Source organism: Pseudomonas paraeruginosa (assembly GCF_003025345.2).
Lineage (GTDB): Bacteria > Pseudomonadota > Gammaproteobacteria > Pseudomonadales > Pseudomonadaceae > Pseudomonas > Pseudomonas paraeruginosa.
In genome coordinates this window covers 2,822,676-2,836,011 of the sequence record NZ_CP020560.1, presented here as the reverse complement: position 1 = coordinate 2,836,011, position 13,336 = coordinate 2,822,676, and the positions used below count along the sequence as shown (strand labels likewise).

The 13,336-nt window shown below is 69.2% G+C and carries 11 protein-coding genes and 1 pseudogene; 9 read left to right on the top strand and 3 right to left on the bottom strand.

Annotation, left to right across the window (positions count from 1 at the left end; translation table 11 throughout):
* Positions 1-145 precede the first annotated feature (145 nt).
* Positions 146-1,771, top strand: a complete 1,626-nt coding sequence (locus B7D75_RS13420; RefSeq protein ID WP_053813905.1) for an NADP-dependent glyceraldehyde-3-phosphate dehydrogenase — start codon at positions 146-148, stop codon at positions 1,769-1,771.
* 155 nt (positions 1,772-1,926) lie between these two features.
* Here the strand turns inward: B7D75_RS13420 and B7D75_RS13410 are convergent.
* From B7D75_RS13410 to B7D75_RS13400, 3 genes and pseudogenes are all read right to left on the bottom strand, one after another.
* Positions 1,927-2,127: pseudogene (locus B7D75_RS13410) on the bottom strand (ATP-binding cassette domain-containing protein); the annotation flags it as partial.
* On the bottom strand, positions 2,124-3,191 hold the full coding sequence (locus B7D75_RS13405; RefSeq protein WP_034082909.1) for an acyl-CoA dehydrogenase family protein: 1,068 nt from the start codon (positions 3,189-3,191) through the stop codon (positions 2,124-2,126). The gene B7D75_RS13405 and the pseudogene B7D75_RS13410, both read right to left, overlap by 4 nt.
* A gap of 49 nt (positions 3,192-3,240) precedes the next feature.
* Positions 3,241-3,801 carry a carboxymuconolactone decarboxylase family protein gene (locus B7D75_RS13400; protein WP_107114110.1) on the bottom strand — a complete coding sequence of 187 codons (561 nt, stop codon included), beginning with the start codon at positions 3,799-3,801 and terminating at the stop codon, positions 3,241-3,243.
* 104 nt (positions 3,802-3,905) lie between these two features.
* On the opposite strand from B7D75_RS13400, the gene B7D75_RS13395 reads away from it, so the two are divergent.
* From B7D75_RS13395 to xylB, 8 genes are all read left to right on the top strand, one after another.
* Complete coding sequence (locus tag B7D75_RS13395) at positions 3,906-4,811, top strand: AraC family transcriptional regulator (protein WP_058135923.1); 906 nt, start codon at positions 3,906-3,908, stop codon at positions 4,809-4,811.
* 118 nt (positions 4,812-4,929) lie between these two features.
* Positions 4,930-5,835, top strand: coding sequence for an AraC family transcriptional regulator (locus B7D75_RS13390; RefSeq protein WP_033997601.1), 906 nt, complete (start codon positions 4,930-4,932; stop codon positions 5,833-5,835).
* Positions 5,836-5,992: 157 nt separating this feature from the next.
* Positions 5,993-7,303, top strand: a complete 1,311-nt coding sequence (locus tag B7D75_RS13385) for an ABC transporter substrate-binding protein (RefSeq protein ID WP_053813902.1) — start codon at positions 5,993-5,995, stop codon at positions 7,301-7,303.
* Positions 7,304-7,378: 75 nt separating this feature from the next.
* The gene (locus tag B7D75_RS13380) at positions 7,379-8,308 is read left to right on the top strand and encodes a carbohydrate ABC transporter permease (RefSeq protein WP_012075710.1); all 930 of its coding nucleotides are present in this window, start codon (positions 7,379-7,381) and stop codon (positions 8,306-8,308) included.
* Between the two features lie 10 nt (positions 8,309-8,318).
* Positions 8,319-9,152 carry a carbohydrate ABC transporter permease gene (locus B7D75_RS13375; protein WP_107114109.1) on the top strand — a complete coding sequence of 278 codons (834 nt, stop codon included), beginning with the start codon at positions 8,319-8,321 and terminating at the stop codon, positions 9,150-9,152.
* Positions 9,153-9,191: 39 nt separating this feature from the next.
* Positions 9,192-10,304 carry an ABC transporter ATP-binding protein gene (locus B7D75_RS13370; RefSeq protein WP_043103483.1) on the top strand — a complete coding sequence of 371 codons (1,113 nt, stop codon included), beginning with the start codon at positions 9,192-9,194 and terminating at the stop codon, positions 10,302-10,304.
* A gap of 22 nt (positions 10,305-10,326) precedes the next feature.
* A complete protein-coding gene (locus B7D75_RS13365; RefSeq protein WP_107114108.1) occupies positions 10,327-11,802 on the top strand; it encodes a mannitol dehydrogenase family protein in 1,476 nt (491 codons plus the stop codon).
* Complete coding sequence (gene xylB / locus B7D75_RS13360) at positions 11,799-13,307, top strand: xylulokinase (protein ID WP_079381744.1); 1,509 nt, start codon at positions 11,799-11,801, stop codon at positions 13,305-13,307. Before B7D75_RS13365 ends, xylB begins: the two co-directional genes overlap by 4 nt.
* The last annotated feature ends 29 nt before the right edge of the window (positions 13,308-13,336 follow it).

The window sequence follows — 13,336 nt, the reverse complement described above, 5'->3', positions numbered from 1 at the left end:
GCCACTCCCGCCTCACCGCGAAGCGGGAGCAGAGGCTGACCTCCGGCAAGGGCGCGACGGTTTTTCTGCTGAAACGATTTACCTTCGCCCCGGACCGCGCTACAACGGTCCCACGCCTTTCATCCACGTCATTCGAGGACCCGCCATGACCGCCCCGCTCCACCTCGATTCGCTGTTTCCCAGCCTCGACGCCATCCCCGAGCAGTACCGCCCCGACGCCCCCATCGAGCAGCGCGACTACCTGGTCGACGGACAGTTGCGGCATTGGGACGGCCCGCTGGCGCCGGTACGCAGCCCGGTATTCCTCGCCGAGGCCGGCGGCGAGCGCCAGGTGATCCTCGGCAGCACCCCGCTGCTCGACGCCGACGCCGCGCTCGCCGCCCTCGACGCCGCGGTGCGGGCCTACGACCACGGCCAGGGCCTGTGGCCGAACCTGCGGGTAGCCGAACGCATCCAGCACGTCGAACGCTTCCTGGCGCGGATGCGCGAGCAGCGCGAGGCGGTGGTCAAGCTGCTGATGTGGGAAATCGGCAAGAACCTCAAGGACTCCGAGAAGGAGTTCGACCGCACCTGCGACTACATCGTCGACACCATCGAGGCGCTGAAGGAACTCGACCGCCGCTCCAGCCGTTTCGAACTGGAACAGGGCACCCTCGGCCAGATCCGCCGGGTGCCGCTGGGCGTGGCGCTGTGCATGGGGCCGTACAACTACCCGCTGAACGAAACCTTCACCACCCTGATCCCGGCGCTGATCATGGGCAATACCGTGGTGTTCAAGCCGGCCAAGTTCGGCGTGCTGCTGATCCGCCCGTTGCTGGAAGCCTTCCGTGACAGCTTCCCGCCAGGAGTGATCAACGTCATCTACGGGCGCGGCAGGGAAACCGTGTCGGCGCTGATGGCCAGCGGCAAGGTCGACGTGTTCGCCTTCATCGGCACCCATTCCGGCGCCAGCGACCTGAAGAAGCTGCACCCCCGCCCGCATCGCCTGCGCGCCGCCCTCGGCCTGGACGCGAAGAACCCGGGTATCGTCCTGCCGCAGGTCGACCTGGACAACGCGGTGAACGAGGCGGTCACCGGCGCGCTGTCCTTCAACGGCCAGCGCTGCACCGCGCTGAAGATCCTGTTCGTCCACGAAAGCGTGCTGCAACCGTTCCTCGACAAGTTCAGCGCGCGCCTGGCCAGCCTCAAGCCGGGCATGCCCTGGGAACCCGGAGTGGCGCTGACGCCGCTGCCGGAGCCGGGCAAGGTCGACTACCTCCAGGGCCTGCTGAACGACGCCCTGGCCAAGGGCGCGCGGGTGGTCAACGCGGGCGGCGGCGAGCATCGGCAGAGCTTCTTCTACCCCGCCCTGCTGAGTCCGGTGAGCCCGGACATGCGCCTCTACCACGAGGAGCAGTTCGGCCCGCTGGTGCCGGTGGTGCCCTATCGCGAGCTGGACGAGGTGATCGACTACGTCCTGCGGTCCGACTACGGCCAGCAGCTGAGCCTGTTCGGCAACGACCCGGCGCAGATCGGCCGGCTGGTCGATGCCTTCGCCAACCAGGTCGGCCGGATCAACCTCAACGCCCAGTGCCAGCGCGGCCCGGACAGCTACCCGTTCAACGGCCGGAAGAATTCGGCGGAAGGCACCCTGTCGGTCCATGACGCGCTGCGGGTGTTCTCCATCCGCACCCTGGTGGCGACCCGCGACACCGAGGCGAACAAGACCCTGGTCAGCGAGATCATCCGCAACCGCGCGTCGAACTTCCTCACCACCGACTACATCTTCTGAGGCGCCTGTCCCTCTCCGCCCGGGAGAGGGACAACCCCATCGCCCTCGCCACTATCCGCCCTGCTCCGCCGCGTGCGCCCAGCGCCGGTAGAGTCCGCGCCGCCGCGTCGAGCAGGTAGCCGAGCAGGCCGATCAGCAGCACCATCGCAATCAGCTCGGAGTACGCCGGCGGCGGGTTCCTGCAGGCCGACCAGCACGCGCAGCAGGCTGGACTTGCCGGCCCCGCTGGGGCCGAGGATCGAAACCACCTCGGCGGCGCCCAGACGCAGTTCGAAATCGCCGAGCACCGCCTGCCAGCCGGCACCGCGCGGATAGCCGAGGGCGATCCCGCGAGCGTCGAGGAGCGCCTCGCTCATGCCTTGGCCTCGGCCTGGCGTTGCAGTTCGGCGCGCAGCTGCACCAGGCTCGGGGTGACGATCGGGACGAACGCCGACTCGCGCCAGCGGCGGGCGAAGCCGGCGCCGTGCTCGCTCAGGTAGGCCTTGCCGCCGCTGGCCTGCAGCTCCAGTTGCACGGCATTGGCGGCGGCTTCGGCGAGCCCGATGCGGATGCGGAACAGGCGTGCCGGCTGGTTGGCGAACTCGCCGCTGGCCAGTCCGGCGTGCAGCGCCGCCACGTGCCCGTCGAGGGTTTCGCGCTGTGCCGCCAGCTCGTCATCCAACAGCGAACGGCTGCCGCCCAGGTGCCGCCGCACTTCGTCCAGCGCGCGGCGCGCCAGGCCGATGGCCATGCCGCATTGCAGGCCGAGGAAGGCCGGGCGCACCCGTGGCAGGAACTGGCGGGCGTCGTCGTGCAGCAGCCAGTCGCGGCCGACCGCCACCGCGCGCAGGTCGAGGGCGGCGGTGTTGCTGCATTGCAGGCCGAGCAGGCGCAGGTCGTCGGAGCGCCGCAGGCCGGCCAGGCCCTCGGGAATCGCCAGGACGAAGGGCGAACCGCCGGCGCCGTGCTCGATCGCCGCCGCCACCACGAAGTCGCCGCGGCGCAGGTTGGTCACCCAAGGCAGGCGGCCATCCAGGCGCCAGCCGGCTTCCTCCGGCTGCGCGACCACCTGCAGCGCCTCGATCCCGGAGAGGAACTTCATCGCGTTGGACAATCCGGTGGCGCCGGCCAGGCGGCCGGCCAGCAGGTCGCCGAGCAGGCGTTCGCGCAGGACCTGGTTGGGACTCTGCAACAGATACTCGATGAAGGCGCGCTGGCCCCAGAAGACGAACGCCGCGGTCAGCGAACGCGCCGCCAGCGCAGCGACCCGCTCCACCGCGTCGGCGAGCGCGCCGCCGCTGCCGCCGAGGCGCTCCTCCACCGCCACGCCGAGCACGCCGGCGGCGGCCAGGCGAGGCAGCAGCGCGGCAGGATCGGCGTCGCCGCGGTCGAGGGCCTCGGCGTGTTGGTCGAGCCAGTCGCTCAGGGTCGGGTCAAGCATGGTCGTCACTCCTTGCGCCGGCGCGGCGCACCGCCCGGCAAGCGCAGGCTCAGGCCTGCGGGTTGGTCCAGCGATATTGCTGCAGCTCGGGATTGAGCGGCGTGCGGGCGAACACATTGGCGAAGTTGCAGAGCGTCGCCAGGCTCACCCCGAGGATCACTTCCAGGGCCTGTGCCTGGTCGAAACCGGCGGCGCGGAAGGCTTCGAACTGCGCATCGGTGACCGCGCCACGGCTGGCGATCACCGCGCGGGTGAAGTCGGCCAGCGCCTCGTAGCGCGCGTCGGGCAACTCGCCGCGAGCGCGCAGGGCCTCGATCACCGGCTCCGGCAGGCGCGCCTTGTTGCGCGCCACCGCGGTATGCCCGGCGACACAGAAGTCGCAGCCATGGGTGGTGGCCGCCACCAGCTGCACCACTTCGCGCTCGGGCAGGCCGAGGCTGGCCTTGGCATTCAGCCCGGAAACGGTGAGGTAGGTTTCCAGGGCGGCCGGCGCGTTGGCCAGCACACCGAGTAGATTCGGGATATAACCCGAGTTGTTCAACGCGGTCTGCAGGAACGGACGCGCCGCCTCGGGGGCGTTTTGCAGGGTGAGCACGGGAACGCGTGACATGCTTTCGACTCCGATGGTTGAGGTGTCGAGGAAGTCTCTTGGTAATAAGAAATCCATTCAATATTCTAAAGTCGCTATCACTTGCTCTTGAGTCTTTCCCTTAGATGAATCCGTCCAACCCCCTCGTCGATTGGTTATTAGACAGCCTCGAAATCGACACCAGCCTGTTCCACGTCGGCCGCTATTGCGGCGGCTGGCACGCTTCCACCCACGGACTGGCGCGCGCCAGCTTCCATCTGGTGGTGCAGGGACACTGCTGGGCGCACGTCACCGGCAGCGCGCGGGGCTGGCGGCTGGACAGCGGCGACGCGCTGTTCTTCCTGCGCGACGTGGAATTCCGCCTGTCCAGCGAGGCCGATGCCGATGCCGCGCGCTGCCAGCCGCGCGGCGAAATGCAGGCGCTGGAATGGAATGCCGCCGACGGGGCCGGGCTGGTCTGCGGTTTCTTTCATTTCCACTCGGGTCTTTCCGGGCTGATCGTCGACGCCCTGCCCGACTGGCTGATCCTGCGTGCCGGCGATCCGGCGCTGGACGCGGCGCGACGCCTGTTCGCCCTGATCGTCGACGAATGCCGCCGCCAGCCGGCGCCGTCGCCAGTGCTGCTGGAACGCCTCAGCCACCTGCTGTTCCTCTACGTGCTACGCCAGCAGGTGCTCGACGATCCGACCCTCGGCGGCCTGGTGGCACTGGCGCGCCAGCCGCAGTTCGCCGGCCTGCTGGAAGCGCTGATCGAGGCACCCGAGCAGCCCTGGAGCCTGGAACAGATGGCCGAGCGCACCGGGCTGTCGCGCTCGGCCTTCTTCAAGCGCTTCAACGAACTCAGCGGTCAGTCGCCGGGCCAGGTCCTGCTGGTCCTGCGCATGCACCGCGCCTGCGCCCTGCTGCGCGCCGACGCCAGTGTCGCCGAGGTCGCGGCGGCGGTCGGCTACCAGTCCACCGCCGCCTTCACCCGCGCCTTCCACAAGGCCACCGGGCAGCAACCGGGGGCCTACCGCAAGGCCAGTCGCTGAGCACAGGCCAGGCAGGGGATCGGCGCCCGCAATCCTGCGCCGATACCGCCAGGTCCCCTGCCCAGCCCCGCCGCTTCGGGCTAGGATGTGCCTTCGTTCCCCCGATCGGCCCGCGCCCATGCCCAGAGCCAGCAAAGTCACCGATCCGTCCTACGAGCTGATGGACGACCACGAAGGCCATTCGCTGATCTATCGCCAGCACGGCTTCCCCAGCCCGCTGGTGCGCTGGCACTTCCACAAGGAATACGAGCTGCACCTGATCGTCGCCAGCTCCGGCAAGGTATTCATCGGCGACTACATCGGCAACTTCGCCCCCGACACCCTGTTCCTCACCGGGCCCAACCTGCCGCACAACTGGATCAGCCAGGTCGAGCCCGGCGAGGTGGTGGCCCGGCGCGACATGCTGGTGAACTTCACCGACGAGGTGCTGGAGGACGGCAGCGGCGTGTTCTCCGAGCTGAACCGCCTGGCCCCGCTGCTGGCGCGGGCGCGCTACGGCATCGAGTTCCGCGACCCGGCGCTGATCGGCGAAAGCCGGCGACTGTTGCAACGCATCGCCGACAGCGGCGGCATGACCCGCCTGGGATACTTTTTTATCCTCCTGGAACAGCTCGCCGAATGCGAGGACTACCAGTTGCTCTCCACCGTCACCTCCTCGCAGCTGGCCGACGAGCACAACGTCGAACGGATCAACCGGGCGGTGGACTACATCTTCCAGCACTACGCCCAGGACCTCACCCAGGAACAGGTCGCCGCCCACCTGGGCATGACGCCCACCTACTTCTCGCGTTTCTTCAAGCAGGCCGCCGGGCGCGGCTTCGTCGAGTTCGTCAATCGCCTGCGCATCAGCAAGTCCTGCGAGCTGCTGGCCCGCAGCGAGCTGCCGGTGACCGAGGTGTGCTTCGAGTCGGGCTTCAGCAACCTGTCCAATTTCAACCGGCGCTTCCAGCAGCTCAAGGGCATGACGCCCACCGGCTACCGGCGCCTGGTGACCCAGCGGCTGACCGAGCAGAACCTGCTCTGAGCGTCCAGCGCTCCAGCCCCGGAGTGCAAAAAAGTATCGGTCGAAGTGCAGTCGAGGCTTTGTCGGTTGCGTGACGCGCCTGTGTAATCGGCAGCGAGCGACACAAAAACAATAATGTCTTCCGCGCCGCCCGCCGGCCCGGAAGAGGAGTTCACCGATGAACGACTCGATCAAGGCCTGCCTGGCCGCCGCCTGCCTCGCCCTGCCGCTGCTGGCCCAGGGCGCCGAGACCCTGACCATCGCCACGGTCAACAACAACGACATGATCCGCATGCAGCGTCTGTCCAAGGTGTTCGAGGAAAGCCACCCGGACATCGCGCTGAAATGGGTGGTGCTCGAAGAGAACGTCCTGCGCCAGCGCCTGACCACCGACATCGCCACCCAGGGCGGGCAGTTCGACGTGCTCACCATCGGCATGTACGAAGCCGCGCTGTGGGGCGCCAAGGGCTGGCTGGAGCCGATGAGCGGGCTGCCCGCCGACTACGCCCTGGACGACCTGTTCCCCTCGGTGCGCGACGGCCTCTCCGCCAAGGGCACGCTGTACGCCCTGCCGTTCTACGCCGAAGCCTCGATCACCTACTACCGCAAGGACCTGTTCCAGGAGGCCGGGCTGCGGATGCCCGAGCAACCGACCTGGACCCAGCTCGGCGAGTTCGCCGCCAGGCTCAACCGCCCGGACCAGGGCCAGTACGGCATCTGCCTGCGCGGCAAGGCCGGCTGGGGCGAGAACATGGCATTGATCGGCACCCTGGCCAACGCCTTCGGCGCACGCTGGTTCGACGAGCAATGGCAGCCCGAATTCAGCGGCGGCGAATGGAAGAAGGCCCTCGACTTCTATGTCTCCACCCTCAGGCGCTACGGCCCGCCCGGTGCCTCCAGCAACGGTTTCAACGAGAACCTGGCGCTGTTCAACAGCGGCAAGTGCGCGATCTGGGTGGACGCCAGCGTCGCCGGCTCGTTCGTCACCGACAAGAGCCAGAGCAAGGTCGCCGACGCCACCGGCTTCGCCTTCGCGCCCCGGGAAGTCACCGACAGGGGCGCCTCCTGGCTGTATTCCTGGGCGCTGGCGATTCCCGCCAGTTCCCGCGCCAAGGACGCGGCGAAGGCCTTCGCCACCTGGGCCACCTCGCAGGCGTACGGCAAGCTGGTGGCGGACCGGGAAGGCGTGGCCAACGTGCCGCCCGGCACCCGCGCCTCGACCTACAGCGAGGCCTACCTGGCCGCCGCGCCGTTCGCGCGGGTCACCCTGGAGTCGCTGAAGCGCGCCGATCCCAACCATCCGACGCTGAAGCCGGTGCCCTACGTCGGCATCCAGTTGGTGACCATCCCCGAGTTCCAGGCCATCGGCACCCAGGTCGGCAAGCTGTTCTCCGCCGCCCTCACCGGGCAGATGAGCACCGACCAGGCGCTGGCCGCCGCACAGCAGACCACCGCCCGCGAGATGAAGCGCGCCGGCTATCCGAAGTAGCCCGCCGACGAGCAAGGCCACGCCCGGCGCGGCCCTGCTCGAGCGCTTGCCCTTGAAGATCCAGACGGAGTCGCCATGAACACCTCGGCCCTCGATACCCCACTCCCGGCCCGCCCCGCCCGCCGCCTCCAGCGCCGCCGGCGCGGACCCGGCTGGCTCCTGGTCAGCCCCTCGGTGGCGCTGCTGCTGTTGTGGATGATCGTGCCCCTGGGCATGACCCTGTATTTCTCGCTGATCCGCTACAACCTGCTGTATCCCGGCGAGAACGCCTTCGTCGGCCTGGAGAACTTCACCTTCTTCGTCACCGACGCCGGCTTCCTGCCCGGCGCGCTGAACACCCTGCTGCTGGTGGGCAGCGTGCTGGCGATCAGCGTGGCGTTCGGCGTGCTCATCGCCGCGCTGCTGGAAGCCGGCGAGTTCTTCGGCCGCGGCGTGGTGCGGGTGTTGCTGATCTCGCCGTTCTTCATCATGCCGACGGTGAGCGCGCTGCTCTGGAAGAACCTGATCTTCCACCCGGTATCGGGCATCCTCGCCGCCGTCTGGCGCCTGTTCGGCGCCGAGCCGGTGGATTGGCTGGCGCACTATCCGCTGCTGTCGATCATCCTCATCGTCTCCTGGCAATGGCTGCCCTTCGCCATCCTGATCCTGATGACCGCCATGCAGTCCCTCGACCAGGAGCAGAAGGAGGCCGCCCGCCTCGACGGCGCCGGTCCGCTGGCGATCTTCTGGCACCTGACCCTGCCGCACCTGGCGCGGCCCATCGCGGTGGTGCTGATGATCGAGACGATCTTCCTGCTCTCGGTATTCGCCGAGATCTTCACCACCACCAGCGGCGGCCCCGGCTACGAATCGACCAACCTCGCCTACCTGATCTACAACCAGGCTCTGCTGCAGTTCGATGTCGGCATGGCCTCGGCCGGGGGCCTGATCGCGGTGCTGATCGCCAACATCGCCGCCATCGTGCTGGTGCGGATGATCGGCAAGAACCTTACCGAGCGCAGCTGAGGAGCCCGCCATGCTGACACTCAAGCAATCCCGCCGCCTGCGCAACGGCCTGCTCGGCCTGCTCTGCTGGGGCATCGCCCTGCTGCTGTTCTTCCCGATCTTCTGGATGCTGCTGACCAGCTTCAAGACCGAGATCGACGCCTTCGCCACGCCGCCACAGTTCATCTTCCAGCCGACCCTGGAGAACTACCTGCACATCAACGAGCGCAGCGACTACTTCGCCTACGCCTGGAACTCGCTGCTGATCTCCTTCTCGGCGACCCTCCTGTGCATGCTCGTCGCGGTGCCGGCGGCCTACTCCATGGCCTTCTTCGAGACCCGCCGCACCAAGCGCACGCTGCTCTGGATGCTGTCGACCAAGATGCTTCCGCCGGTCGGCGTACTGATGCCGATCTACCTGCTGGCCAAGCAGTTCGGCCTGCTCGATTCGCGGCTGGCGCTGATCATCGTCTACACCCTGATCAACCTGCCGATCGTGGTCTGGATGGTGTACACCTACTTCAAGGACATCCCCGTGGACATCCTCGAAGCGGCGCGCCTGGACGGCGCCGGCACCTGGCAGGAGATCATCCGCGTACTGCTGCCGATCGCCCGCGGCGGGCTCGCCTCGACCCTGCTGCTGTCGCTGATCCTGTGCTGGAACGAGGCCTTCTGGTCGCTCAACCTGACCTCCTCGGCCGCCGCCCCGCTGACCGCCCTGGTGGCCTCCTATTCCAGCCCCGAAGGACTGTTCTGGGCCAAGCTCTCGGCCGTCTCCACCCTCGCCTGCGCGCCGATCCTGGTCTTCGGCTGGATCAGCCAGAAGCAACTGGTACGCGGCCTTTCCTTCGGCGCCGTGAAATGAAGCGCATCCCCATCCTTTCGTCCACGGAGGTATTCCACCATGGCTGATCTCAGGATCCGCAACCTGCAGAAAGGCTTCGACGGCCAGGCCATCATCAAGGGCATCGACCTCGACGTCCGCGACCGCGAGTTCGTGGTCTTCGTCGGCCCCTCCGGCTGCGGCAAGTCGACCCTGCTGCGCCTGATCGCCGGCCTCGAAGAGGCCAGCGGCGGCAGCATCGCCCTCGACGGCACGGACATCACCGACACTCCGCCGGCGAAGCGCGACCTGGCCATGGTCTTCCAGACCTACGCGCTGTACCCGCACATGACGGTGCGCAGGAACCTCTCCTTCGCCCTCGACCTGGCCGGCGTCGACAAGCGCGAGGTCGCCGCCAAGGTCGACGCCGCCGCGCGCATCCTCGAACTGCAAGCGCTGCTGGAGCGCAAGCCGCGCCAGCTCTCCGGCGGCCAGCGGCAGCGGGTGGCGATCGGCCGGGCGATCGTGCGCAACCCGAAGATATTCCTCTTCGACGAACCGCTGTCCAACCTCGACGCCGCCCTGCGCGTGCAGATGCGCCTGGAACTGGCGCGGCTGCACCAGGAACTGGCGGCGACCATGATCTACGTGACCCACGACCAGGTCGAGGCGATGACCCTGGCGGACAAGGTGGTGGTGCTCAACGGCGGGCGCGTCGAGCAGGTCGGCTCGCCGCTGGAGCTCTACCACCATCCGGCCAACCTGTTCGTCGCCGGCTTCCTCGGCACGCCGAGGATGGGCTTCCTGCGCGGCCATCTGAGCCGCAACCAGGGCGAGCACTGCGAGGTCGCCCTCGAATGCGGCGCGCGCGTCGGCCTGCCGCTATGCGCCGGCGAGCTGGCCACCGGCAGCCCGGTGACTCTCGGTATCCGCCCGGAACACCTGAACCTCGCCTGCCCGGGCCATGCCTTCCAGGGCCTGCTGCGGGTCACCGCCGACGTCAGCGAGCGCCTGGGCAGCGACAGCTTCTGCCATGTCCGCGCCGACTCGGGGGAGATGCTCACCCTGCGCGTGCGCGGCGATTTCGCACCGGACTACGGCGCAACCCTGGAGCTGGGCTTCGATCCGGCGCACTGCCACCTGTTCGACAGCAACGGCCAGGCCCTCGACAAACGACTGCAACAGGCGGCCTGAAGCCGCCAGCGGGAACCCACCGATGAAACTCAACCGGCAGCACCTCCCCCTGCTGGCGACCGCTGTCGCCCGCCCGTCCTACGACCCCGCGCAACTGCGCCAGGGCATCGTCCACATCGGCGTCGGCGGCTTTCACCGCGCGCACCAGGCGGCCTACACCGACGCCCTGATGAACCGCGGCGAAGCCCTCGACTGGGCGATCTGCGGCGCCGGCCTGCGCGGCGACGACCGCGCCATGCACGACGCCCTGGCCGCCCAGGACTACCTCTACACCCTCTACGAGCTGGGCGACCAACCGGACACCGAGGTCCGCGTGATCGGCGCCATCAGCGGCATGCTGCTCGCCGAGGACGGCGCCGAGGCGCTGCTGGAAAAACTTGCCGAGCCGGCCATCCGCATCGTCTCGCTGACCATCACCGAAGGCGGCTACTGCATCGACGACGGCAGCGGCGAGTTCCTCGCAGAACTGCCGCTGGTGCGCCACGACCTGGCCAACCCGCGGACCCCGCGCGGGGTCTTCGGCTTTCTCTGCGAGGCTCTGCGGCGGCGCCGCGACACTGGCGTGCCGGCGTTCACCGTGATGTCCTGCGACAACCTCCCGCACAACGGCGAGGTGGCGCGCAAGGCGCTGCTGGCCTTCGCCGAACGGCTCGACCCGGGGCTGGCGCGCTGGATCTCGGCGCACGTCAGCTTCCCCAACGCCATGGTCGACCGCATCACCCCGATGACCAGCCCCGCCCACCGCCGCCAGCTGGCCGAGCGGCACGGCGTGGAGGACGCCTGGCCGGTGGTCTGCGAACCCTTCGTGCAATGGGTGCTGGAAGATCGTTTCAGCGCCGGGCGTCCGGCCTGGGAAAAGGTCGGCGTGCAGTTCACCGACGACGTCACGCCCTACGAGGAGATGAAGATCGGCCTGCTCAACGGCAGCCACCTGGCGCTCACCTACCTGGGCTTCCTGCGCGGCTACCGCTTCGTCCACGAGACCCTCGGCGACCCGCTGCTGCGCCGCTACGTGCGGGCCTTCATGGACCGCGACGTGGCCCCGCTGCTGGCGCCGGTGCCGGGGATCGACCTGGAGCGCTACAAGGACAGCCTGGTCGAGCGCTTCGCCAACCGCGCCATCGCCGACCAACTGGAACGGGTCTGCTCGGACGGCTCGTCGAAGTTTCCCAAGTTCATCGTCCCCACCGCCAATCGGCTGATCGCCGCCGGCCGGCCGCTGGAACGGGTGGCCCTGGTGGCGGCGGCCTGGGCGCTGTACCTGGGCGGGGTCGACGAGCATGGCGAGCGCTACCCGATTCCCGATCCGCGCGCCGCCGAATGCCAGGCGCTGGTTGCCGAACGCCACGGCCTGGGCCGGCGCCTGCTCGGCGTGGAGACCGTGTTCGGCCCGGCGATCCCGGCCTCGGAGGCCTTCGTCGAGGCCTTCGAGCGGCTCTACGACAGCCTGCGCCGGCACGGCGTCAATGAAACCCTGCGCCAGGTACTCGGCGAATGACTCCGGAGGGCCGCATGCGCGGATTGTTCCTCGGCATCGATTGCGGCACCCAGGGCAGCAAGGCGCTGCTGCTCGACGCCGGCAGCGGCCGCACGCTGGGCCTGGGCAGCGCCGCGCAGCGCCCGCCGGAAGGCCGCGACGGACGCCGCGAACAGGACCCGGCGGACTGGCTGGAAGCCATGGCCAGCGCGGTACGCATGGCCCTGGAGGAAGCCGCGGTGGACGGCCGGGAGGTCCGCGCCCTGGCGGTTTCCGCCCAGCAGCATGGGCTGCTCCTGCTCGACGCCGAGGGCCGGGCGTTGCGCCCGGCCAAGCTCTGGTGCGACACCGAGAGCACAGAGGAGAACCGCGAGCTGCTGGAAGCCCTCGGCGGCCCGGCCGGCTCGCTGGAACGCCTGGGACTGGTGCTCGCGCCGGGCTACACGCTGTCCAAGCTGCTCTGGAGCAGGCGCCGCTTTCCCGAGCTGTTCGCCCGCGTCGCGCACATCCTCCTGCCCCACGACTACCTCAACCACTGGCTCACCGGCCGCGCCTGCAGCGAAGCGGGCGACGCCTCCGGCAGCGGCTACTTCGACGTGCGCCGGCGCACCTGGGCCAGCGACGTGCTGGAGCTGGTCGAGCCGGGCGGGCGCCTGGCGGCAGCGCTGCCGGAGCTGATCGAGCCCGGCGCCTGCATCGGCAACCTGCGCCCCGAAGCGGCCGCCGCCCTCGGCCTGGCTCCCCACACGCGGGTGGCCGGCGGCGGCGGCGACAACATGCTCGCCGCTATCGGCACCGGCAACATCCGCCCCGGCCTGCTCACCGCCAGCCTGGGCACCTCCGGCACCCTGGCCGCCTATGCCGAGCGGCCCCTGGTCAGCCCGCACGGTGAGCTGGCGAGCTTCTGCGCCTCGTCCGGCGGCTGGCTGCCGCTAGCCTGCACGATGAACCTCACCGGTGCCTGCGGCCTGGTACAGGACCTGCTGCATCTCGACCTCGACGAATTCTCCCGGCTGGCGGCCCAGGCGCCGGTCGGCGCCGAGGGCCTGCTGATGCTGCCGTTCTTCGACGGCGAGCGGGTTCCGGCGCTACCGCAGGCCAGCGCCAGCCTGCACGGCATGACCGCGGCCAACCTGAGCCGCGCCAATCTTTGCCGGGCGGTGCTCGAAGGCACCGCCTTCGGCCTGCGCTACGGCCTCGACCTGCTGCGCGCCAGCGGCCTGCCGGGCGAGGAAATCCGCCTGGTCGGCGGCGCGGCGAAGAGCCCGCTGTGGCGGCGGACGCTCGCCGACCTGCTCGGCCTGCCGCTGGTCTGTCCACGGCAGACCGAGGCCGCCGCCCTTGGCGCGGCGCTCCAGGCGGCCTGGAGCCTGGGCCGCGAAAGCGGCGCCGGTGAAAGCCTGGAAGCCCTGTGCCAGCGCTGCGTGGCACTCGACGAGTCGACCCGCACCCGCCCCCAGGCGCGACAACAGGCGGCTTACGAACAGGCCTACCGGCGTTACCTGGAGCACCTGCCTGCGCGATAATGGCCGGCTTTCCTTCCTCTTCTGGCGTT